The sequence below is a fragment of the Dyella sp. NPDC103356 genome (genome assembly GCF_055584465.1).
In genome coordinates, this window is record NZ_JBVJLZ010000005.1 from 468382 (window position 1) to 489124 (window position 20743).

Here is a 20743-nt window from a genome sequence, read left to right on the forward strand (position 1 = left end):
CGGCTGTCCTCCTTGGTACGAAAACCCAAGCGTGCCAACCGGCCCGCCCGCTCTTGTCTGAATCAGTCTTGTCTGGATCAAGCCCTGATTGGATCAGGCTTCGAGCGGGTCGTCATATGTATAAAGGCACTCCCGCCCCGATCAAGTCCGATTTTTCAGTGGGGTCCGCGTTCAAGAGGCCTTGGGTGTGCCGGCGCGGGCTGCGCGGCAGGGCCGGCGAACAGGCGGATCAGCGGGCTGGTCATGAACGTCGTCACCAGGGCCATGATCAGCAGCATGGTGAAGAGCGGGGGCGCGATCACGCCGGCATCCAGGCCGACCTTCATGACGATCAGTTCCATCAGGCCGCGGGCATTCATCAGTGAACCGGTGGCAAAACTGTCGCGCCAGCCGAACCCTGCCAGGCGTGCGCCGGCGGCTCCGCCCAGCATCTTGCCCGCAATGCCGGCGAGCAGAATGATCCCCAGGGCGCCGAGGCCCGCCCCGACGAAGGCATCGCCGGTGGTGTTCAAGCCGGCAAGCGCGAAGAAGATCGGCATCAAGGCCGCGACAGACACGTATTCCAGACGTTGCACCATCGCCTTGAGCAGCCGGTCGTCGCGGGGTAGGCAGGCGCCGAACAGGAAGGCGCCGAAGACTTCATGCAGGCCGAGCCACTGGGTCACGGCAGCACAGCTGAAAACGCCGATCAGGATCGCCGCCAGCACGGTCACCGAAACCTGGCCCTCCGGCGCCCGCGTACGCAGCAGCCACGCGTAGAGCGGGCGCAGCATCAGGAAAACGACGGCGCTGAATACGATCAGGCCAAGCACGGTCTTGAAGAACCCTGTGTATCCCGTATGCGTGCCAAGCATGGCGACCACCAAGGCCAGCATGATCCACGCGAACACATCGGCCATCGCCGCGCTGCTCAGCGCGAGTTGCCCGAGCGGTGTCTGGGTCAGTCCACGGTCCTTGAGGATGCGCGCCAGCACCGGAAAGGCGGTGATCGACATGGCCACGGCCATGAACAGCGCGAACGGCCAGAACGCGACGCCTTGTGGCGCCAGCGAATACAGCAGCGGCGAGATGCCGATGCCCAGCGCAAAGGGCAGCAGCAGGCTCAGCGCACCCACCATGCCCGCCGAGCGAATCTGCTGGCCGATGCCGTTCGGTGCACGCAGCTCCGCGCCGACGATAAACATGAAAAGCACCAGGCCGAGGGTCGACAGCGAGGTCAGCCCGGGCAGGGCGGCAGGAGCGAACAGATAGGCATGGATGTCCGGGAACCATGCGCCGAAAACGATCGGCCCAAGCAGAAAACCCGCCGTCATCTCGCCGATGATCGGAGGCTGACCCACATAGCGCAGCAGCAGGCCGCAAAGACGTGCGACGCCGATAATGACGATGAGCTGCAGAAACAATGGACTGTGCGGCATGCGGCCTCCCTGACCGACTTGCGACGATGGCCATCCGACGGCCAAGTGACGGAGGATGCCATGGACAGGTGTGGTTTTGACGCTGAGGGGCTTATTTGTAGGGAGGGCTTCAGGGAAACTCGAAAACCTTCCTAATCGTCATCCCGGCGCAGGCCGGGATCCAGTGCCTTACGCCTCAACGTGTTGAAGACGCTGGGCCCCGGCGTTCGCCGGGGCGACGATGAAAACTGAGGTTTTTCGGGACTGGATCAATCTGCCCCCGGATCCACCACATAAACAAAAACACTCCGGAACGGATCGACGCCTTCCTCAGCTTCGCGACGTTGCTGGTCGGGCAACGGGTAACTCGCGCCCGCGACGACATGCAAGCCAGCCGTTTCGAGCGACTGGCGAACGTGCGCCGCACGCTGTTCGGCCAGATCGGCCGGGCCGTGCCCATCGGTGCTTGCGCGCCCTTCCACGGCGACATCATGTACACCCCAGCGCTGCAAGGCCCAGACGGTATTTTCCAGGGCGGTCTGTTGCGCCGGTCCGATCTGCGCCGAACCACGTTCGAACAGCACCGGCGGCAAGGGGCGCGGCGGTGGCACGATCTGGATCGTCCAGCCCGGCAATTGCGTTCCGAGCTGATCCTCCATCTGCCGCAATGTTGCGTTGGACGCTACCGATGTGGGCGCCAGCATCAGCGTGAGTGTCTTTGTCTGCGCGTTGCTGCCCGAACTCAACAGCGGCAACGGGAAGTGCTTGATGACGGCGCTGGTTTCGTCATCCAGTGTGGCGACGGTTGCAGGTATCGATGCACCTGGAATGTTGGCACTCAAGGCAGAACGTCCCAGTTCGGCCTGGGTCGGGTCGGAAGTGATCATCGGATTCAAACGCAGGGTCAGCCCGCTGGGCAGTGCTGACTTGAGCGCCTGATGCAGTGCCGTGTCTTCGTCCATCCCGTAATGCTGTGCCGCGAACGTCACGTCGAGCACCTTGCGGCTGTCGTCGATCTGCATGTCCAGCACACGCACCGATTGATTCGACAAGGTACTGGTCAAGGTATTGCGCACGGTGCCGAGCAGGCGCGTCTGTTGCGCGATATCGCCCAGGGCATGCGCCAGCGGCCAGCCCAACGGCAGCAGCACCGCAAAGCCGACCACGATCTGCCAGGCCACCGCGTGTCGTGTGGCGCGACCGCTGAAGCCGTACCAGGTGCACATCAGGGTGGTGCTCAACGCGATGGTCGCCAGGTTGGTGGTGAACAGCAGCAGCGCGCCTTTGGAAATCCCCCACTGGGCCACCGCGATACCGAAGCCCACCGTTGCCATCGGCGGCATCAGCGCGGTCGCGATCGCCACGCCCACGATCGTGCCGCCGCGGTTGCGGATCATCGCGTAACCACCGGCGAGGCCCGACAGCGTGGCGGCGATCATGTCGAACAGATTCGGTGTGGTGCGCGCCAGAATTTCCGGCGTGGGCGTGCGCAGCGGCGAGAGCCAGACGATCAGGATGGCAACGCCAAGCGCCAGGCCCATGCCCGCCAGCAAGGTGCCAAGCGAGCGGAATACGCGGTTGAGATCGAGCGTGGCGATGCCCAGGCCAAGCCGCACGATCGGGCCCATCAAGGGCGACACCAGCATCGCGCCAATGATTACCGACACCGAATTGCACAACAGGCCAATAGTGGCGATGCCCGAGGCCATCGTGCACATGAACAGATAACTGCCGCGCAGTTCACCTTCGCTGTCGATCGACTCGGAGACTTCCGCGCGGTCGGACATGGCTACCTGCTGCTGCAACCACTCACGAATCGTCTTGAACATGGGAAACGCCTCAACAATGCATAAGAAACCTGAAAGCCAGGCATGACGTGCATTGCCGGCATCCTTGCCTCCGCGCAGCGACGCTGCGGGGTCGTTCGCGCCGGAATCTCCTTTGGCGCGGCCGCATTATGTCCCAAGCGCGTAAAAGAAAAAGCCCCGGCGAACCGGGGCTTCTCAGGTCACGTTTCCGTAGTGGCTCAGAGCAGCGGAATCAGCAGCAGCGCCACGATATTGATGATCTTGATCAGCGGATTGACCGCTGGACCAGCGGTGTCCTTGTACGGATCGCCCACGGTGTCGCCGGTCACGGCCGCCTTGTGCGCATCCGAACCCTTGCCGCCGTAGTGGCCGTCTTCGATGTACTTCTTGGCATTGTCCCAGGCACCGCCGCCGGTAGTCATCGAAATGGCCACGAACAGGCCGGTGACGATCGTGCCGATCAGCACGCCGCCAAGCGCTTGCGCGCCGGCCTCGGCGCCGCCGAGCCATTTGAAGCCAAATAGCACCACCACCGGAACCAGTACGGGCAGCAGCGAAGGCACCAGCATTTCCTTGATCGCCGAGCGGGTGAGCATATCGACCGCGCGCGAGTAGTCGGGCTTTGTCGTGCCTTCCATGATGCCGCTGATCTCGCGGAACTGGCGGCGTACTTCTTCCACCACCGAGCCTGCAGCGCGACCTACTGCTTCCATCGCCATGGCGCCAAACAGGTAGGGAATCAGGCCGCCGATCAGCAGGCCGATGATCACATAGTGATTGGACAGGTCGAAGCGGACCTCGGTGACATTCAGGTGCTGGGTCAGGTTGTGTGTGTAGTCGGCGAACAACACCAACGCGGCCAGGCCGGCCGAGCCGATCGCATAACCCTTGGTCACCGCCTTGGTGGTGTTGCCTACCGCATCCAGCGGATCAGTCACGCCACGCACTTCCGGCGGCAGCTCGGCCATTTCGGCAATGCCGCCCGCGTTGTCGGTAATCGGTCCATAAGCGTCCAGCGCGACAACCATGCCGGTCATGCTGAGCATGGCGGTAGCCGCGATGGCGATGCCGTAGAGACCGCACAGCGTGTACGAACCCCAGATCGCCGCGCACACGGCCAGCACCGGCAGCGCCGTCGACTTCATCGACACACCCAGGCCGGCGATGATGTTGGTGCCGTGGCCGGTGGTGGATGACTTGGCGACATGGCGTACCGGCCCGTACTCGGTAGCGGTGTAGTACTCGGTAATCACCACCATCGCGCCGGTCAACGCAAGTCCGATCAGTGCGCAACCATAGAGATGGCCGACACCGTAGGAAGAAGCGCCCATCAACTGGCTGGTAATCGGCCAGAACGCGATGGCGGCGAGGATCGCCGAGACCGCAACGCCGGCATACAGCGCGTTCATGATCTTCGGGCCGCGTGCCTTGACGAAGAAGGTGCCGATCACCGAAGCGATGATCGAGGCACCGCCCAGCAGCAGTGGGTACATCACGCCCCATTCGCCGGTCTGCTCGGCCAGCACGCCGCCCAGCAGCATGGTGGCAATCAGCGTGACCGCATAGGTTTCGAACAGGTCGGCGGCCATGCCAGCGCAGTCGCCGACGTTGTCGCCCACGTTATCGGCGATCACCGCCGGATTGCGCGGATCGTCTTCCGGGATGCCGGCTTCGACCTTGCCGACCAGATCCGCGCCGACGTCCGCACCCTTGGTGAAGATGCCGCCGCCAAGACGCGCAAAGATCGAGATCAGCGAAGCGCCGAAGGCCAGGCCAACCAGCGCATGCAACGCGCGCATGCCTTCATAGCCCATATGACGCAGGATGCCGTAGTAACCGGCGACGCCAAGCAAGCCAAGGCCGACCACCAGCATGCCGGTGATCGCACCGCCGCGAAAGGCAACCTTCAGCGCGGCAGCCAGGCCGGAGCGAGCGGCTTCAGCGGTACGCACATTGGCGCGCACTGAAACATTCATGCCGATATAACCGGTGGCACCGGAAAGGATTGCGCCGATCGCAAAACCGATCGCCGTGCCCCAGTCCAAGGCAAAACCGATCACCAGGAACAGCACCACGCCGACAGCGCCGATCGTGGCGTACTGGCGATTGAGATAAGCGCGTGCGCCTTCCTGGATCGCTGCCGCGATCTCCTGCATGCGCTCGTTACCTGGCGATTGGGCCAGAATCCAGCGCACTGACAACGCGCCATACAGGATCGCAACTACCGCACACCCCAGCGCGATCCATAAACCGTACTGCTGCAGCATCGAAGCCTCCCCACTCGAGTTGTTAGCCACCCCGGACGAGATGGTTAACCTTGAGTATAGGCAGCAGCGGTCGCTTATAACGTTGTGCGGCGCAACGAATGGACTATTTAGCGGTGGCGGACTACTTAATAAACAGCGCGCAGCTCAAGAAAGGGTTTTTCGATGGTGCGGTAGGTCAGCCAGGACATGGCGAATACGCAAGGGAGATACAGCGTGAGACAGAGAAAGAGCGGGTCGCTCCCGATCACAGGCCCCAGGACAGCGCTGGCGGCGGTCTTGAAGAGCTCCGTCGCCCCCATGCCCGACAATGCATCCCTGACAAAAGCATGCAGCAGATAGATTGAAAAGCTCAGGCTGCCGCCGAATGACACTATGCGGCTCCAGGGCGTATGGGCATAAGGCAGGAAGGCCCTGCTGTAGAGCAGCACGAGCGTGGAGCACAGTGCTCCGGCCACTGGCGGATAGACGGTGACATCCAGGGAGTCCGACAGGTAATAGAGAAAGGCCCACATGCCGACGACATAGGCGAGCAATACCCCTTTCGAATGCGTGAGCCTGTCCAGCATCGAACCGCCCTTGATGCGGTAGCCATAGTGGGCCGCCAACATGCCGATAAGAAAGATATCGAAATTTCCGAAGACGGCGTAATTCAGTTTGATCGCCAGGGTTTTCCAGCCGAGGCTTTCCAGGAAGGCGTGATAGAGCCCCAGTCGGAACAAAGCGATGAGCACAATGGCGCGCCAGAGAAATCCTGCGCCCTCCTTGCGATAGAACCGATACAGGAACGGGAACAGCAGGTAGAAGATGAATTCCACGCCGACCGTCCACCAGTTGAAGCTGAGCTGTCTATATCCCCAGTCGCCCGCATGCCATGAAATCTCGCCCGTTCCAGGGAGATTGAGCCCGAACAGGTTGAGGTAATCGATCGCGGTGAAATCGTCGGTAACCACGATGGTGAGGAAGAACAGGAAAATCACCAGCGGGTAGATACGCAAGAAGCGGTTCTTGATGAACTTGCGATAGTTCAGGTCGCTGCCGGCCTTCTCGGTGGCGATGATGAAGAACAGAAACCCGCTCAGGGCAAAGAACAGCGGCACGCCGATGTCCAGATGCAGCGCCTTGACCATGGGCCCGGGTACCAGATGGAAAATAACGATAAGCAGGGCCGCGAATAATCGCAGATGATCGAGTGTCGGCATGTAGCCGACGTTGAGGCTTTTCATCGGCATGCCCTCGCAGGATCGACGATGGGCTGGGCAAGCATTGACGGCAGGGGGAGAAAAAGCAGGCGGGTTCCGCGCATGGTTCAGTCCTTTGAACTTGAAACGTCCGTGATGGCGTGACCGTTGCTTCGATCAGGCCGGCAAAAAGAAACGGCGCACCTGGCGCCGTTTCTTTGTTACATCAAACTACCCGAGCTCAACGCGTGGCGATGTCGAGGATCACGCCGGTGGTCAAGGCGACGAGGAGAAAATCACTGTCGGAGCGCACCCAGCGATAGCCATAGGGCGGGCGACGCAGATGGTAGTAGTCCCAGTTGTCGACGTAGTAGCGCGGGCCGCCATAGTAATGGCCGCGTGCCCAACGACCGTGGCCGTAGTACGGGCCGGGGCGACCGTAGTAGCGCGGTGCCGGGCGGTAATAGCCGTGATCGCGATAGCCGTAGCCGTGGTCGTAGCCGCGGCGGTCGCCACGGTCATAGCCGTGATGGTCGCCGCGATAGCCATCGTGGCGGTCGTAGCCATGTCGGCCCCGGTCATGATCGTGATGATCGTCAGGTCCCGCCACGGCGGCACCTGCGGCAAACAGCATGGCAACAGCAAGAAGCAGGCGCTGGACGGTTTTCATGGGTGTCTCCTGAACGTCGCCGCGAAAGGTTGGCGACAGGCAGGGTCATCGTAGAAACGTGCGCCTGAACGCAGCGCGCAACGATTCGGGCGCCGCATTTGGCGATTTGGCTTTCGGTCATGTAATCGTTTCAGGGGAACTCGCTCCTGCCGGAGCGAGGTCATGCATGTGACAGCGTCAGCGTCAGATAGCAAACGCCGGCAGTTTCTTCTCGATCAGCTGGTTACGCAGCGTCGCATAGCGCGGCAAGCCGTCCTTGCCGTACGGCGGCGGCAGTTCGCCCTGGATGAGCGGCGAGAGGTAACGCCGCGCTGCCGCGGTAATGCCGAAACCATCACGCGTGATAAAGCCTTTCGGCATCTTCTTTTCATGATTGGCCACCTTGCTCAACGGCGCCGGCTCGATCTTCCAGCGGTAAGGCGCGTCGCTGGTGCGCACGATCACCGGCATCACCGCGTTCTGGCCGGCCAGCGCGTACTCCACGGCAGCCTTGCCCACCGCATAGGCCTGTTCGGCATCCGTCTTCGACGCCAGATGGCGCGCCGAGCGCTGCAGGTAATCGGGCAACGCCCAGTGGTATTTGTAGCCGAGTTTTTCTTTCACCAGGCTGGCGAGTACCGGTGCGACACCACCGAGTTGAGCATGCCCGAAGGCATCGCGCGTGCCGGCCTCGGCCAGGAACTGGCCCGCAGCGTTGCGGATGCCTTCGGACGCAACCACGGTGCACCAGCCGACCCGTTCCACCGTCGCCTTTACCTTGGCAAGGAAGGCGGCTTCGTCGAATACGTTCTCCGGAAACAGGATGACATGGGGCGGCGCATCGGCGCCCTCGCCGGCCAGGCCCGCGGCGGCGGCGATCCAGCCGGCGTGGCGGCCCATCACCTCCAGAATGAACACCTTGGTCGAGGTGTCGGCCATGGAGGCGACGTCCAGGCTGGCTTCCAGCGTCGAGACGGCGGTGTACTTGGCCACCGAGCCGAAACCCGGGCAGCAATCGGTCACGGCCAGGTCGTTGTCCACCGTCTTGGGTACGCCGATACAGCGGATGTCGTAGCCCATCGCCTTGCCGAGCTGGGAAATTTTCAGCGCGGTATCGGCCGAATCGTTACCGCCGTTGTAGAGGAACCAGCGGATGTCATGGGCGCGCAGTACGTCGATCAGGCGCTCGTACTCGGCCCGGTGGGTTTCCAGCGATTTCAGCTTGTAGCGGCAGGAGCCGAACGCCCCGCCCGGGGTGTGGCGCAGCGCGGTGATGCTCGCCTTGGACTCCTTGGACGTGTCGATCAGCTCTTCGCGCAAGGCACCCAGGATGCCGTTATGTGCTGCGAAAACCTTTACGCCATGCGCACGGGCCGTTTCGATCACGCCGGCCGCGCTGGCATTGATCACCGAGGTGACCCCGCCCGACTGGGCGTAGAGAAGGCGACCGGTGGGGGATCGGGGGGATGACTTCATGGGGCTGGGCTCCTGCTTGGCGAATGGGGTCGGGCTAGCTAAGTCTTTTACAACAACTAGTTGGCAAAAAACGCGGCCACTATCCGTTTGACGTTACCGGTTGCAGAAGTTAACGTGACCGCTGGTTTTCTTTCTATTCCACCCGCGTGCGCGATGCGCGCGTCTATGGATCTCGTGGAGCACTATGCGACTCGTCCTACTCGGCCCGCCCGGCTCGGGCAAAGGTACCCAGGCCGCCCGGCTGAAGGTTGAACTCGGCGTACCGCACATTTCGACCGGCGACATGTTGCGCGCGGCGGTGGCGGCCGGCACGCCGACAGGCCTCAAGGCCAAGGCGGTGATGGACGCCGGCAAACTCGTTTCCGACGACATCCTGCTGGCGATGCTCGAAGAGCGTCTGTCGCAGGACGACGTCAAGAATGGCTTTATCCTCGATGGCTATCCGCGCAACCTGGCGCAGGCCGATGCGCTGGATCATCTGCTGGCCAAGATCGGCCAGCCGCTGGACGCCGTCGTCAAGCTCGATGTGCCGAGCGAGGCGATCATCGATCGCGTCAAGATTCGTTTCGAAGCCGAGCATCGCAAGGATGACAACCCGGAGGTGGTGCGTGACCGTCTCCAGGTCTACGCGAAGGAAACCGCGCCGGTGGCCGATTTCTTCGATCGTCGCGGCAAGCTGCAGGTGATCAACGGTGTCGGCCATCTGGACGAGGTGACTGCGCGCGTCAGGAGTGCGCTTTCGAACGACTCGGTCGCAGCCAACGGTTGAGCGTTGCACGGGCCGCCGCAAGGCGGCCCGATCGTTTTGGACGTCCAGACGTCCTCCCTCTTTGAAGTTGATACGAGTCGAGCATGCGTCTGCACATCCTGGGCATCTGCGGCACCTTCATGGGCGGCGTCGCCGCGCTGGCACGCGAGCTGGGCGAGCAGGTCGAAGGCTCCGATGCCAACGTCTACCCGCCAATGAGCACGCAGCTCGAATCGCTGGATATCGAGCTGATGCAGGGCTACAGCGCGGCGCATCTGCAACCGACGCCTGACCTGGTTGTCGTCGGCAATGCGATGACCCGCGGCAACCCCGCCATCGAATACATGCTCGACGAGCAGTTGCGCTACGTCTCGGGCCCGCAGTGGCTGGGCGAGACCGTGCTGACCGGTCGCGAAGTGCTGGCGGTAGCCGGCACGCATGGCAAGACCACCACCACCAGTCTGCTGACGCATCTGCTCGAAAGCGCCGGGCTGGCGCCGGGTTTCCTGATTGGCGGCGTGCCCGGCAACTTCGACGTGTCGGCGCGGCTGGGGCAGGGCAAGCCGTTCGTAATCGAGGCGGACGAGTACGACTCGGCCTTTTTCGACAAGCGCTCGAAGTTCGTGCACTACCGCCCCCGCATCGCCATCCTCAATAACCTCGAATACGACCACGCCGACATCTTCCCCGACGTAGCGGCGATCCAGCGCCAGTTTCACCATCTGGTGCGTACGGTGCCCGGCAATGGCCGCCTGATCGTCAACGCCCACGACCATTACCTTGCCGAGGTCCTGGCGATGGGCTGCTGGACGCCGGTGGAAACCTTCGGCATCGGTGCTGGCGACTGGCGCGCCGAGCTGATCGAAGCGGATGGTTCCACGTTTCGCGTGCATCGCGGCGACGCATTGATTGGCGAGGTGCATTGGTCCTTGCTGGGCCAGCACAGCGTGATGAACGCGCTGGCCGCACTGGCGGCTGCCAACGCGGCAGGCGCCGACCCGCGAGCGCTGCTGCCGTTCTTTGCGACGTTCCAAAGCGTGAAGCGCCGGATGGAGCTGGTGGGCGACGTCAACGGCGTGCGTGTGTACGACGACTTTGCGCATCACCCCACCGCGATCGCCACCACGCTGGCCGGCCTGCGCGCGAATGTCGGCAAGGCGCGGATTCTGGTAGCGCTGGAGCCGCGTTCGAACTCCATGCGCCTGGGTGCGCATGCCGATGGGCTCGCGCCGTCGCTGGCCGACGCGGACGCCGTGGTTTTTCTGCAGCGCCCCGAACTCCCCTGGGACGCACAACGTGTCACCGACGCCTTGCATGGCCGCGGCGCCACCGCGCCGACGGTCGATGCACTGATCGAGGCGCTGCGGGCACAGGCCCGTCCGGGCGACCACGTGGTGTTCATGTCCAATGGCGGTTTCGAGGCGGCGCCGCGGCGTTTCGTGCAGGCATTGTCAGGCTGATTCCGTACACTGCGCCCATGGCCGCTTCCATGCCCATCCTGGACTTGCCGCTGTTCCCGCTGGGTACCGTGCTGTACCCGGGCGGACAGTTGCAGCTGCGCATTTTCGAGCGGCGTTATCTGGACATGGTGCGCGAGTGCGCCCGCACCGGCAGCCCGTTCGGTGTCTGCATGATTCTCGAGGGCCAGGAGGCGGGCCTGCCGGCAATCCCGGCGGCCGTGGGCACCTTGGCGCGCATCGCCGACTTTCATAATCGCGAAGACGGTCTGCTCGGTATCGTCACCGAGGGCGGCGAGCGCTTTCGCGCGCGTCGTACGCGCATCCGCGACGACGGGCTGGTACGTGGCGAAGTCGAGCTGTGGCCGGAGGAGCCCAAGGTGTCGGTGCCGGTCGAATTCGCGCTGCTGGCGACCATCCTCGAACGCCTGATCGACAACATGGCACCGCAGTGGCGTCACGCGCCCCGCAGCGCCTATGACGATGCCGGCTGGGTGGGTTTTCGCCTGGCCGAGCTGTTACCGCTGCATGCGGACGAACAGCAGCACATGCTCGAGCTCAACGATCCGATACGCCGCCTGGCCGAACTGCGTGACATCCTGCCGAGATTCCAGAAGGACTAAACTGCGTGCCTTCTCTTTATGGCGAGGCGCGCATGAGTTCATTGGCCGGCAAGACCCTGTTCATCACTGGCGCATCACGTGGCATCGGGCTGGCGATAGCGCTACGTGCCGCGCGCGACGGTGCCAATATCGCCATTGCCGCCAAGAGCAGCGTGGCGAACCCGAAGCTGCCTGGCACCATCTACAGCGCCGCTGAGCAGATCGTCGCGGCGGGCGGCAAGGCCTTGCCGATCAAATGCGATATCCGCGAAGAAGCCGAAGTACAGGCCGCGGTCGCGGCGACAGTGGAAGCGTTCGGTGGCATCGATATCCTGGTCAACAACGCCAGTGCGATCTGGCTGGCCGGCGTGCTGGATACGCCGATGAAACGCTTCGACCTCATGCAGCAGGTGAATGCACGCGGCAGTTTCCTCTGCGCGCAGGCCTGCCTGCCGCATCTGCTGCGCGCGGACAATCCGCACATCCTCACGCTCGCGCCACCGCCTTCGCTCGATCCGAAATGGTGGGCGCCGCATACCGGTTACACCCTGGCAAAGATGGGCATGAGCTTCGTCACGCTTGGCCTGGCCGGCGAGTTCGGTCCGCAGGGTGTCGCCGTCAACGCACTGTGGCCGCGTACGATCGTGGCCACTGATGCGTTGAACATGATTGCGGGTGTCGCCATCGACCGCTGCCGCAAGCCCGAGATCGTTGCCGATGCGGCGCATGCGGTGCTGAGCCGAACCGCGAAGGGTTTCGCCGGCAACTTCCTTATCGACGAAGAGGTATTGCGCGAAGACGGCGTTCATGACTTCTCGGCCTATGCCGTCGATGCCACTCAGCCTTTGTTGCCCGATCTATTCCTGGAAGCCTAGAAGACCTCTTATGAAGTACCTGCACACCATGATCCGCGTCCGCGACGTCGATGCCACCTTGCGTTTTTTCTGTGAAGGTCTCGGTTTGAAGGAAAACCGTCGCATGGACAACGCGGCCGGCAAGTTCACGCTGATCTTTCTGTCCGCACCGGAAACGCCGGACGCGGAAATCGAACTGACGCACAACTGGGACTCGCAAGAGGACTATGGCAGCGCGCGCAACTTCGGCCACCTGGCGTTCCAGGTCGAGGACATCTACAAGACCTGCGCACACCTTCAATCGATGGGTTACACCATCAACCGCCCACCGCGCGACGGCCACATGGCTTTCGTGCGCTCGCCGGACCTGATTTCGGTGGAGTTGCTGCAGAACGGGCATCTGCCGCCGCAGGAACCCTGGGCGTCGATGCCCAACACCGGCGTTTGGTAACGCCGGGCGCTGGGGCACGAGGGGCGTTCAGCTCCCTCGTGCCGCTAGGCCATTCGTTCTACCGAACGCCCCCGTATTCGGGCTTCCGTTCGAGTGCAATGCCCCGTTTTGACCAGTAGCTGTCATCCACGCCGGTGTATATTGTGTGATGCATATCACGCTTTAGTAACAGTCGCACCCGGTTAATAACCGGCGCCGTACCGGCCAGGTGTTGAAGGGAAGGGGGCCTCGACCTGGTCGCGACTTTTGACCCGATTTGGGTTTGGGAGGAGCGATGGCTGCAATGGGGGATGACGCCAAGCGCTGCGTTGTCTGGTTCGGCCGTCCAGCCGAACAGGAACGACAACAGCTGGCGAATGCGGGATGGATCACCCGCGTAGCCGAAGCCGACGGGCAAGGCGGAGTAGGACGTCGTAATGGCGACATCGTGGTGGCGTTGGCGGATCTGCGCGACACGAGCGCGCAATCCGTGCAGGCCATGGAGCGGTTGATGGCCGAGCATCCTCGCTTGCCGTGGCTGGCGGTGGTATCGCCGGACATGCCGACGCTGGAGTCGCCGTTCGAACGTATCCTTCAAGCGAGCATGGATTTCTTTACCGACCCGCTGGATGTCGAGCGCCTGCTCGATGCGTTGCGGCGTCTCAGCGGCGAGCTGCGCTTGCAGTCGCAGCATGATGCGCTCGGTATCACCGGCGACAGCGAAGCTACCTGCGCGGTGATCGCCAGCGTACGCAAGTACGCGCCGGTCGAACTGCCGGTACTGATTACCGGCGAAACCGGTACCGGCAAGGAAGTGGCCGCGCGTGCGTTGCATGCCTTGTCGGTGCGTTCCGATCGGCCGTTCGCCGCGATCAATTGCGGCGCCCTGCCGCCCAACCTGGTGCATTCGGAGTTGTTCGGGCACGAACGCGGTGCCTTCACCGGCGCGAATGCGCGTCGTATCGGGCATTTTGAAACGGCGGCAGGCGGTACCGTTTTTCTCGACGAAATCGGCGATCTGCCGCTGGATGCGCAAACCAATCTGCTGCGTTTCTTGCAGGAAGGCACGGTCGAACGCGTCGGTTCCAGTCAATCGATCAAACTGGACGTGCGCGTGCTGGCAGCCACGCATGTCGACCTGGAAAAGGCCGTCGCACAGGGTCGTTTCCGAGAAGATCTTTATTACCGCTTGAACGTATTGCGCCTGCGCATGCCGGCCTTGCGCGAGCGAGGCGATGATGTCGAGCTGCTGGCGCAGCAATTTCTCGATGCATTCCGCGAGCAGCACAGCAGTCACGCCCGCGCATTTAGTCGATCGGCGCGCCAGGCGATGCGTAATTTCGCCTGGCCGGGCAATGTGCGTGAGTTGCTCAATCGTGTGCAGCGCGCGGCGGTGGTGGCCGAGGATGCATTGATCAGCGTGGCGGATCTGGATTTATCCGATGTGTCGGCATCCACGGCAGCACGTTCCAGTCTGGGCCATACGCGGGTGGCCGCCGAGCGCGACGCGATCATCGCGTGCCTGCGCGAAAGCCATTTCAATATCAGCGAGTGTGCGCGTCGCCTGAAGGTCTCGCGGGTGACGATCTATCGGCTGTGCAAGAAGCATCAGCTTGCGCTCGACGAACTGCGCTGAAAGAGCCCGACCCCAAAAAGAGGAAGGCCCCCGACCCGCAGGGGACGGGTCGGGGGCTTCCATTGGTGCCCCGGCTACAGGGGTTGCCGGGTTACCGCCCACGTTGCCACCGGCATAGCTCGATGGCTTAACTCATAAGCCGACGCATCAGCAGCGGCTGCTCGCCATCTGCGTCGACGCTCGAATCGTCCTGGTCTGAACCTTCTTTAGAGGAGGTCTGCGCGCCTTCGTGCACATCACTCGTATGTGCACGAATCGCTGCCAGCGTGGCAGCGAGGCTCGCCAGCGATGCCGCCGCGATCTCGCGATGCGCGTTGGATTTGTGCGGGCTCTCCATCGTCGCTCCCCTATCCGTGTTGCACAGGAGTGATGGCAATCGGCATGCCAAGCCGGAAAATGGCGCAACTGCGCCGTTTTTCGGCCAATCGCATCGAATTTCGAAAGGGTGTCGTATTGCGCGCGTTACAGCCGAACGGCCGGCGGAGCGCGTGTAGACCCCTGAAAAATGGCGCGGTTGTAGCGTTTTTCGATGGGTGTAACAGGCTTGATACAGCTTGCCAGCTTGTTACAGTGTCGACGTGCAAAGCAGGGGCGCTAGCCGTACGATGTATGTCCGATGCGGGCGCCCCAGGGCCGCATTCATCCCTTTTGACCGATGTGGCGTCGCCCTGGCGATGCCTGGAGCACTTTCATGCAATCGCAAGACGGTTCGGCACAGTCACTCATCGATCTCGGCAAGCGCTATTGGCTGCCGGTGTATCGACCGCGCGACCTGGTGCTCGACCACGGCAAGGGCGCGCGCGTGTGGGACACCACCGGCCGCGACTACGTCGACCTGGGTGGCGGCATTGCGGTCAACGCGCTCGGCCACCAGGACCCCGATTTGCTGGAGGCGCTGATCACCCAGGCGCAGAAGCTCTGGCATGCCAGCAACGTGTTCTATACCGAGCCGCCGCTGCGGCTGGCCGAGGAACTGGTCGAGGCCTCCGGCTTTGCCGAGCGCGTTTTCCTGTGCAACTCCGGTGCGGAAGCCAACGAGGCCGCGATCAAGCTGGTGCGCAAGTGGGCAACGGCGCAGGGCCGCCCGGCCGACAAGCGCGTCATCATCACGTTCCGTGGCTCGTTCCATGGCCGTACGCTGGCCACGGTAACGGCTACTGCGCAGCCGAAGTACCAGGAAGGCTACGAGCCTCTGCCCGGTGGCTTCCGCTATCTCGACTTCAACGATGCCGCCGCGCTGGAAGCGGCCTTTGCCCAGGGCGACGTGGCTGCCGTCATGCTCGAACCGGTGCAGGGCGAAGGCGGCGTGCTGCCTGCCACGTCCGGTTTCATCCGGCGTGCGCGCGAATTGTGTGATCAGTACGGTGCCCTGCTGGTGCTGGACGAAATTCAGTGCGGCATGGGGCGCACCGGCACCTTGTTCGCGCATACACAGGATGATGTCACCCCCGATATCGTCACCCTGGCCAAGGCGCTGGGTTGCGGCTTCCCGATCGGCGCCATGCTCGCCGGCCCGAAGGTGGCCGAGGTGATGCAGTTTGGTGCGCACGGCACCACCTTCGGCGGCAATCCGATGGCGGCAGCGGTGGCGCGTGTCGCGCTGCGCAAGCTTTCCTCGCCGGAAATCCAGGCCAACGTGGACAACCAGGCGCAGGTGTTGCGCGACAAGCTGGCCGTGCTCAACAGCGAGTTGAATATCTTTTCGGAAGTTCGCGGTCGCGGGCTGATGATCGGTGCCGTGTTGTCCGATGCGTACAAGGGCAAGGCCGGCGACATCCTCAACTATGCCGCTGCGCATGGTCTGCTGGTGCTTCAGGCGGGCCCCGATGTATTGCGTTTCGTGCCGCCGCTCAATATCGGCGAGGAAGACATGGCCGAAGGCGTGAAACGCTTGGGCGATGCGTTGCGGGCGTTTGTGGCGGGCTGATAGGCGGCGTTCTCGCGAGCACCCAGCCCCCTCACCCCAACCCTCTCCCCCGGCAAAGCCAGGGGAGAGGGGGCGCAGTGAGGCAAGAATGAATCTTGCGTGCTTTTAGCTCCCTCTCCCCTGGCTTTGCCGGGGGAGAGGGTTGGGGTGAGGGGGGCTCTAAGCCCTCAATACTCAAAACTTCTCCAGCCGCGCCCCACACCCTCGGCAAAACTTCGCATCCGCCGCATGATCGGCCAGATCACAAGCAGCGCAATGCGAGCCCTGCTTCGAACGCATCTCCGCCGCCAGCTCCGCCGCAAAGATTCCCGTAGGCACGGCGATAATGCTGTAACCCACCAGCATGATCACCGATGTCACCATCTGCCCCAGCGTGGTGTGCGGCGTGATATCGCCGAAGCCCACCGTCGTCATCGTCACGATGGCCCAGTACATCGAGCGCGGGATGCTGTCGAACCCGTTCTCCGGTCCTTCGATCAGATACATCAGTGCGCCGAAGATCACCACGAGCGTCATGATCGTGCTGATGAAGATAAGGATCTTGCGTCGAGCGCGTATGAGCGTCGACCACAACAGATCGGCCTCGCCCATGTACTGGGTCAATTTCAAAATGCGGAAGATACGCAGGATGCGTAGCGCACGGATCACTACCAGATATTGGCTGCCGATGAAGAACAGGCTCAGGTAGGTCGGCAATACGGCCAGCAGGTCGACGATCCCGAAGAAGCTGAAGATGTAGCGCCATGGCCGGTTGACCACGGCGATGCGCATGCCGAACTCGATCGTGAAGGCGATCGTGAACAGCCATTCCAGTGCGTAGAAAACGCGACTCCAGCCGATGTGCAGATTGGCCACCGTGTCGAGTATCGACACGAGGATGCTACCTACGATCATGACGATCAGCGCCAGGTCGAAAGCGCGTCCGGCACGGTCGTCATGGCCGAAGATGATATGGAACCAATGCGCGCGCCACGGTGCGCCTTTTGCTGGACTGAATCGCGTCAGTGCCGACTGCGTCGCGCGCTGGTTCATGGGAAAAATCCTTCTGTCGTTATCCTTTGTCGAGCAATTGCAACACGTCGCGCGATGCCTGCAAAGTCGCGGCGATGTCCTCATCGCTGTGCGCGCTGGATAGAAACCCGGCTTCGAAGGCCGAGGGTGCAAGATAGATCCCGCGCTCCAGCATGCCGTGGAAATAGCGATTGAATCGTGTCGTATCCGCTTTGGTCGCCTGTGCGTAGCTGGTGACCGTTTCACCGGTAAAGAACAGGCCGAACATGCCACCCACGCGGTTCACACTGAACGGCACGCCCGCGCCATCGGCGACCGCCTGCAGGCCATCGGTGAGCACTCGAGTGCGCGCAGCCAGCGTGTCGTAGAAGCCCGGCGCCTGGATCAGCTCCAGCATCGCCAGGCCCGCCGCCATGGCGACCGGGTTACCGGAAAGCGTGCCGGCCTGGTAGATCGGGCCCGCCGGTGCAACCTGCTCCATCAGGTCGCGACGGCCGCCATAGGCACCCACCGGCATGCCGCCGCCGATGATCTTGCCGAAGGTGGTGAGATCCGGCGTGATGCCGTAGTGCGCCTGCGCGCCGCCCAGCGCCACACGGAAACCGGTCATCACTTCGTCGAAGATCAGCAGCGCGCCCGATTGCGTGCACAGCTCACGCAGGCCCTGCAAATAGCCGTCCACCGGCGGGATGCAGTTCATATTGCCCGCAACCGGTTCGATGATCAGTCCGGCGATCTCATGGCCGTGTTCGGCAAACAGTGCTTTGGCTGCCTGCAGATCGTTATAGGGCAGGGTGAGCGTGAGATCGGCATTTTCCTTGGGCACGCCAGGCGAGGTAGGCACACCGAACGTGAGCGCGCCCGAGCCGGCTTTCACCAGAAAGCTATCGCCATGGCCGTGGTAGCAACCCTCGAATTTGACGATCTTCGAGCGTCCCGTGGCGCCGCGCGCCAGGCGGATCGCCGACATCGTCGCCTCGGTACCCGAATTGACCATGCGCACCATATCCACCGAGGGGATCAGTTTGACGATGGTTTCGGCCATGGTGACTTCGGCCGGGCAGGGTGTGCCGAACGAAAGGCCGTCGCGTATGGCGCGCTCTACCGCTTCGCGCACATGCGGATGATTGTGGCCGACGATCATCGGGCCCCACGAGCCCACGTAGTCGATATAGCGCTTGCCTTCGACGTCCCACAGATAGGCGCCGTCTGCGCGTGCCGTAAAGAACGGTTCGCCGCCGACCGATTTGAAGGCGCGTACCGGCGAATTCACGCCGCCGGGCATCAGTTGTTGCGCGCGCTGGAAAAGTTCGTGGTTGCTGCTCATCGGGTCGGTCCGTTAGGCGTGGAATGGGGAAAGAGATCGACAAATCGGCGCGCAGCTGCGCGTACGTCGTCGGCGCCGAATACGGCGGAGATCACGGCCAGGTAATCGGCGCCCGCGTCGATCAGATCGCCGCCATTGTCCGGTGTGATGCCGCCGATCGCTACCCGCGGCACGCTCAGCGCGGCGCTCTGCCGCAACAGCTCAGGTGGAGCGCGGCGGGCATCCGGCTTGGTGGGCGACGGGAAAAACGCGCCGAAGGCGACGTAATCGGCACCCGCTGCCGCCATGGCCCGGGCGCGATCGAGGCTGTCGTAACAGGACACGCCAATGATCGCCTGTGCGCCCAGGGTTGCTCGCGCGGCAGCAATATCGCCATCGTCTTCGCCCAGATGGACGCCGTCGGCGCCCGCGGCATGGGCCAGCGCGACGTCGTCATTGACGATCATCGGCACGCCGAATTCGGCGCAAAGGGCTTTCAGCGCCAGGGCTTCCTCGTGCCGCCGGGCGTGATCCCGGGTCTTGTCGCGGTATTGCAGTATCCGGGCGCCGCCTTCCAGCGCCTGGCGCGTCGCGGCAAGCAGGTCGGGGCGGGGGCCGTCGGTGATGATGTAGAGGCCGTGGCCGGAAAATCGAACAGGGTGCATGTCTCTTCCCGTGTGAATCTGAGGTGCCGTGACGAAAAAGCGCTTTCGCAACGGCGAGCGAGTTGCGAGAATGGCGCTTTCCCTAAGCCATTCAAGCCCTTTCTGATGAGTCCTAGCTCCGATACCACCACCCTGCGCAAATGGATGTGCGTCGTTTGCGGTTTCATTTACGACGAAGCCGAGGGTCTGCCTGACGAAGGTATTGCGCCCGGAACGCGCTGGGCCGATGTGCCGGACACCTGGACCTGCCCGGATTGCGGTGCGACCAAGGAAGATTTCGAGATGATCGAAATCGACTGATCGCGCTCGCGCATCGTCGTCCAAGTCGTATCAGGGCCCGGCCATGCCGGGCTTTGCCCGTAAAAGGCCCGATTTCTTCACCTCTGAATCCCTAAGCATCTGTTCTTATGCTCCTGCGCCCCGCCTTTGGGGGCGTGCACTACCAGGAGCCAAACACCATGCAGCAGTTCATCCCCTTCGAAGACGAGTGGGACATGTTGGAAAAACTGCTTCCCGAGTCGTTGATTCCCTATCGTGTCGGCGTGCCATGCACGCACGGCCTCGCCGATACACCGGCGGCCAATCAGCGTGCGCCGCTCACGTCGCCATTGATCGTCAACTCGTCGCCGACCTGAATCCCGGCCTGTTTGGCCACGCCACCGGCCAGCTCCAGTACGTACCGGGCCGATCCGTAACTCGAATAGACCTTGCACGGATCGGCCTTGCACGGCTGCGCTTCTGCGGCGATCGCGATCAGCTTGCGATCCCTGTCGAAATACAGGATGTCCAGCGGGATGAGCGTGTTCTTCATCCAGAAGTAGCGCGTTTCGGCATTGGGAAACACGAACAGCATGCTGTGATCGGCTGCCAGCCTGGTGCGATCCATCAGGCCGTGCTCGCGGCCGGCGTCATCGAGCGCCAGTTCGGTCGAAAAGGTCTTCCCATGCAGGGCGACGCTGGGTGTCTTCGCCGCGTTGGCGGCCAGAGCTGAGCCCGCCATAAGAGCCAGGGCAAGGATGGGCACGGAAAGCGGCAGGCGTTTCATCAAGGGCACTCTCTATAGTGGCAAGGGCGCGGGCGAGTGTAACGTCGGCCTCGACCGTCATCGAATGGAAAAAAATCGTCATTCCCCCCTTCACAGGCATGACGGCCGGCGCTATGATTCACACCCCTTCGACGAGACGTCCTCCGCGAAGGTTTCCTGCTCCACCCTCCGCTGAAAATTGATCTTCACGAAGGTGTTGACGGACAGGAAAAACGATGTAATATGGGCGGCTCACTCGGGACGAAATGTTCCGAAGCGGATCGAGAAATCGGACGCAAGTGATTGAG

At 62.7% G+C, this 20743-nt stretch carries 20 protein-coding genes; 9 read left to right on the forward strand and 11 right to left on the reverse strand.

The features are described from left to right. Window positions 1–155 precede the first annotated feature (155 nt). From ACZ6WW_RS14535 to ACZ6WW_RS14560, 6 genes are all read right to left on the reverse strand, one after another. Window positions 156–1418 (reverse strand): cation:proton antiporter domain-containing protein, encoded by a 1263-nt coding sequence (locus ACZ6WW_RS14535; RefSeq protein WP_465274823.1) that lies wholly within the window; start codon window positions 1416–1418, stop codon window positions 156–158. Window positions 1419–1666: 248 nt separating this feature from the next. After that, window positions 1667–3226, reverse strand: coding sequence for a DUF389 domain-containing protein (locus ACZ6WW_RS14540; RefSeq protein ID WP_465274824.1), 1560 nt, complete (start codon window positions 3224–3226; stop codon window positions 1667–1669). 197 nt (window positions 3227–3423) lie between these two features. After that, the gene (locus ACZ6WW_RS14545; RefSeq protein WP_465274825.1) at window positions 3424–5472 is read right to left on the reverse strand and encodes a sodium-translocating pyrophosphatase; all 2049 of its coding nucleotides are present in this window, start codon (window positions 5470–5472) and stop codon (window positions 3424–3426) included. A 125-nt stretch (window positions 5473–5597) separates the two neighbouring features. Continuing rightward, complete coding sequence (locus tag ACZ6WW_RS14550; protein WP_465274826.1) at window positions 5598–6695, reverse strand: acyltransferase family protein; 1098 nt, start codon at window positions 6693–6695, stop codon at window positions 5598–5600. A 196-nt stretch (window positions 6696–6891) separates the two neighbouring features. After that, window positions 6892–7320 carry an RcnB family protein gene (locus ACZ6WW_RS14555; RefSeq protein ID WP_465274827.1) on the reverse strand — a complete coding sequence of 143 codons (429 nt, stop codon included), beginning with the start codon at window positions 7318–7320 and terminating at the stop codon, window positions 6892–6894. Between the two features lie 183 nt (window positions 7321–7503). Continuing rightward, entirely contained in the window at window positions 7504–8775 is a 1272-nt protein-coding gene (locus tag ACZ6WW_RS14560; protein WP_465274828.1) for a 6-phosphofructokinase, read from the reverse strand. Between the two features lie 184 nt (window positions 8776–8959). Here ACZ6WW_RS14560 and ACZ6WW_RS14565 point away from each other — a divergent pair, with 184 nt between their 5' ends. From ACZ6WW_RS14565 to ACZ6WW_RS14590, 6 genes are all read left to right on the forward strand, one after another. Further along, entirely contained in the window at window positions 8960–9544 is a 585-nt protein-coding gene (locus tag ACZ6WW_RS14565; RefSeq protein WP_281851762.1) for an adenylate kinase, read from the forward strand. Between the two features lie 83 nt (window positions 9545–9627). Continuing rightward, a complete protein-coding gene (gene mpl / locus ACZ6WW_RS14570) occupies window positions 9628–10983 on the forward strand; it encodes a UDP-N-acetylmuramate:L-alanyl-gamma-D-glutamyl-meso-diaminopimelate ligase (protein WP_465274829.1) in 1356 nt (451 codons plus the stop codon). A 29-nt stretch (window positions 10984–11012) separates the two neighbouring features. Next, on the forward strand, window positions 11013–11603 hold the full coding sequence (locus ACZ6WW_RS14575) for an LON peptidase substrate-binding domain-containing protein (protein WP_465274830.1): 591 nt from the start codon (window positions 11013–11015) through the stop codon (window positions 11601–11603). A 32-nt stretch (window positions 11604–11635) separates the two neighbouring features. Next, window positions 11636–12457 (forward strand): SDR family oxidoreductase, encoded by an 822-nt coding sequence (locus ACZ6WW_RS14580; protein ID WP_465274831.1) that lies wholly within the window; start codon window positions 11636–11638, stop codon window positions 12455–12457. 10 nt (window positions 12458–12467) lie between these two features. Then, on the forward strand, window positions 12468–12887 hold the full coding sequence (locus ACZ6WW_RS14585) for a VOC family protein (RefSeq protein ID WP_465274832.1): 420 nt from the start codon (window positions 12468–12470) through the stop codon (window positions 12885–12887). A gap of 274 nt (window positions 12888–13161) precedes the next feature. Beyond that, the gene (locus ACZ6WW_RS14590; RefSeq protein ID WP_465274833.1) at window positions 13162–14502 is read left to right on the forward strand and encodes a sigma-54 dependent transcriptional regulator; all 1341 of its coding nucleotides are present in this window, start codon (window positions 13162–13164) and stop codon (window positions 14500–14502) included. A 127-nt stretch (window positions 14503–14629) separates the two neighbouring features. On the opposite strand, the gene ACZ6WW_RS14595 is transcribed toward ACZ6WW_RS14590, so the two are convergent. Continuing rightward, window positions 14630–14839: a hypothetical protein gene (locus ACZ6WW_RS14595; protein ID WP_465274834.1), complete on the reverse strand. Its 210-nt coding sequence runs from the start codon at window positions 14837–14839 to the stop codon at window positions 14630–14632. A gap of 354 nt (window positions 14840–15193) precedes the next feature. On the opposite strand from ACZ6WW_RS14595, the gene ACZ6WW_RS14600 reads away from it, so the two are divergent. Beyond that, a complete protein-coding gene (locus ACZ6WW_RS14600) occupies window positions 15194–16429 on the forward strand; it encodes an acetylornithine/succinylornithine family transaminase (RefSeq protein WP_465274835.1) in 1236 nt (411 codons plus the stop codon). 174 nt (window positions 16430–16603) lie between these two features. Here ACZ6WW_RS14600 and ACZ6WW_RS14605 read toward each other — a convergent pair whose 3' ends face one another. From ACZ6WW_RS14605 to thiE, 3 genes are read right to left on the reverse strand one after another with little or no spacing between them, the layout of a single operon-like run. Beyond that, on the reverse strand, window positions 16604–17461 hold the full coding sequence (locus ACZ6WW_RS14605) for an ion transporter (RefSeq protein ID WP_465274836.1): 858 nt from the start codon (window positions 17459–17461) through the stop codon (window positions 16604–16606). A 19-nt stretch (window positions 17462–17480) separates the two neighbouring features. Beyond that, on the reverse strand, window positions 17481–18767 hold the full coding sequence (gene hemL, locus ACZ6WW_RS14610) for a glutamate-1-semialdehyde 2,1-aminomutase (protein ID WP_465274837.1): 1287 nt from the start codon (window positions 18765–18767) through the stop codon (window positions 17481–17483). Continuing rightward, window positions 18764–19411, reverse strand: coding sequence for a thiamine phosphate synthase (thiE, locus tag ACZ6WW_RS14615; protein ID WP_465274838.1), 648 nt, complete (start codon window positions 19409–19411; stop codon window positions 18764–18766). The genes hemL and thiE overlap by 4 nt, the downstream gene beginning before the upstream one ends. Before the next feature lie 105 nt (window positions 19412–19516). On the opposite strand from thiE, the gene ACZ6WW_RS14620 reads away from it, so the two are divergent. Then, window positions 19517–19711, forward strand: coding sequence for a rubredoxin (locus ACZ6WW_RS14620; RefSeq protein ID WP_281851773.1), 195 nt, complete (start codon window positions 19517–19519; stop codon window positions 19709–19711). Window positions 19712–19869: 158 nt separating this feature from the next. Next, complete coding sequence (locus tag ACZ6WW_RS14625) at window positions 19870–20046, forward strand: hypothetical protein (RefSeq protein WP_281851774.1); 177 nt, start codon at window positions 19870–19872, stop codon at window positions 20044–20046. Here the strand turns inward: ACZ6WW_RS14625 and ACZ6WW_RS14630 are convergent. Then, window positions 19995–20456 (reverse strand): DUF192 domain-containing protein, encoded by a 462-nt coding sequence (locus ACZ6WW_RS14630; protein WP_465274839.1) that lies wholly within the window; start codon window positions 20454–20456, stop codon window positions 19995–19997. The two genes, ACZ6WW_RS14625 and ACZ6WW_RS14630, sit on opposite strands and share 52 nt — an antisense overlap. Window positions 20457–20743 lie beyond the last annotated feature (287 nt).

Bases quoted from the DNA above. Each gene is read 5' to 3' on its own strand.
- ACZ6WW_RS14560 (WP_465274828.1), bottom strand. From the start codon at position 8,775: ATGAAGTCATCCCCCCGATCCCCCACCGGTCGCCTTCTCTACGCCCAG.
- ACZ6WW_RS14600 (WP_465274835.1), top strand. From the start codon at position 15,194: ATGCAATCGCAAGACGGTTCGGCACAGTCACTCATCGATCTCGGCAAG.
- hemL (WP_465274837.1), bottom strand. From the start codon at position 18,767: ATGAGCAGCAACCACGAACTTTTCCAGCGCGCGCAACAACTGATGCCC.
- ACZ6WW_RS14540 (WP_465274824.1), bottom strand. From the start codon at position 3,226: ATGTTCAAGACGATTCGTGAGTGGTTGCAGCAGCAGGTAGCCATGTCC.
- ACZ6WW_RS14625 (WP_281851774.1), top strand. From the start codon at position 19,870: ATGCAGCAGTTCATCCCCTTCGAAGACGAGTGGGACATGTTGGAAAAA.
- mpl (WP_465274829.1), top strand. From the start codon at position 9,628: ATGCGTCTGCACATCCTGGGCATCTGCGGCACCTTCATGGGCGGCGTC.
- ACZ6WW_RS14620 (WP_281851773.1), top strand. From the start codon at position 19,517: ATGAGTCCTAGCTCCGATACCACCACCCTGCGCAAATGGATGTGCGTC.
- ACZ6WW_RS14630 (WP_465274839.1), bottom strand. From the start codon at position 20,456: ATGAAACGCCTGCCGCTTTCCGTGCCCATCCTTGCCCTGGCTCTTATG.
- ACZ6WW_RS14550 (WP_465274826.1), bottom strand. From the start codon at position 6,695: ATGAAAAGCCTCAACGTCGGCTACATGCCGACACTCGATCATCTGCGA.
- ACZ6WW_RS14535 (WP_465274823.1), bottom strand. From the start codon at position 1,418: ATGCCGCACAGTCCATTGTTTCTGCAGCTCATCGTCATTATCGGCGTC.
- ACZ6WW_RS14545 (WP_465274825.1), bottom strand. From the start codon at position 5,472: ATGCTGCAGCAGTACGGTTTATGGATCGCGCTGGGGTGTGCGGTAGTT.
- ACZ6WW_RS14575 (WP_465274830.1), top strand. From the start codon at position 11,013: ATGCCCATCCTGGACTTGCCGCTGTTCCCGCTGGGTACCGTGCTGTAC.
- ACZ6WW_RS14595 (WP_465274834.1), bottom strand. From the start codon at position 14,839: ATGGAGAGCCCGCACAAATCCAACGCGCATCGCGAGATCGCGGCGGCA.
- thiE (WP_465274838.1), bottom strand. From the start codon at position 19,411: ATGCACCCTGTTCGATTTTCCGGCCACGGCCTCTACATCATCACCGAC.
- ACZ6WW_RS14585 (WP_465274832.1), top strand. From the start codon at position 12,468: ATGAAGTACCTGCACACCATGATCCGCGTCCGCGACGTCGATGCCACC.
- ACZ6WW_RS14605 (WP_465274836.1), bottom strand. From the start codon at position 17,461: ATGAACCAGCGCGCGACGCAGTCGGCACTGACGCGATTCAGTCCAGCA.
- ACZ6WW_RS14565 (WP_281851762.1), top strand. From the start codon at position 8,960: ATGCGACTCGTCCTACTCGGCCCGCCCGGCTCGGGCAAAGGTACCCAG.
- ACZ6WW_RS14590 (WP_465274833.1), top strand. From the start codon at position 13,162: ATGGCTGCAATGGGGGATGACGCCAAGCGCTGCGTTGTCTGGTTCGGC.
- ACZ6WW_RS14555 (WP_465274827.1), bottom strand. From the start codon at position 7,320: ATGAAAACCGTCCAGCGCCTGCTTCTTGCTGTTGCCATGCTGTTTGCC.
- ACZ6WW_RS14580 (WP_465274831.1), top strand. From the start codon at position 11,636: ATGAGTTCATTGGCCGGCAAGACCCTGTTCATCACTGGCGCATCACGT.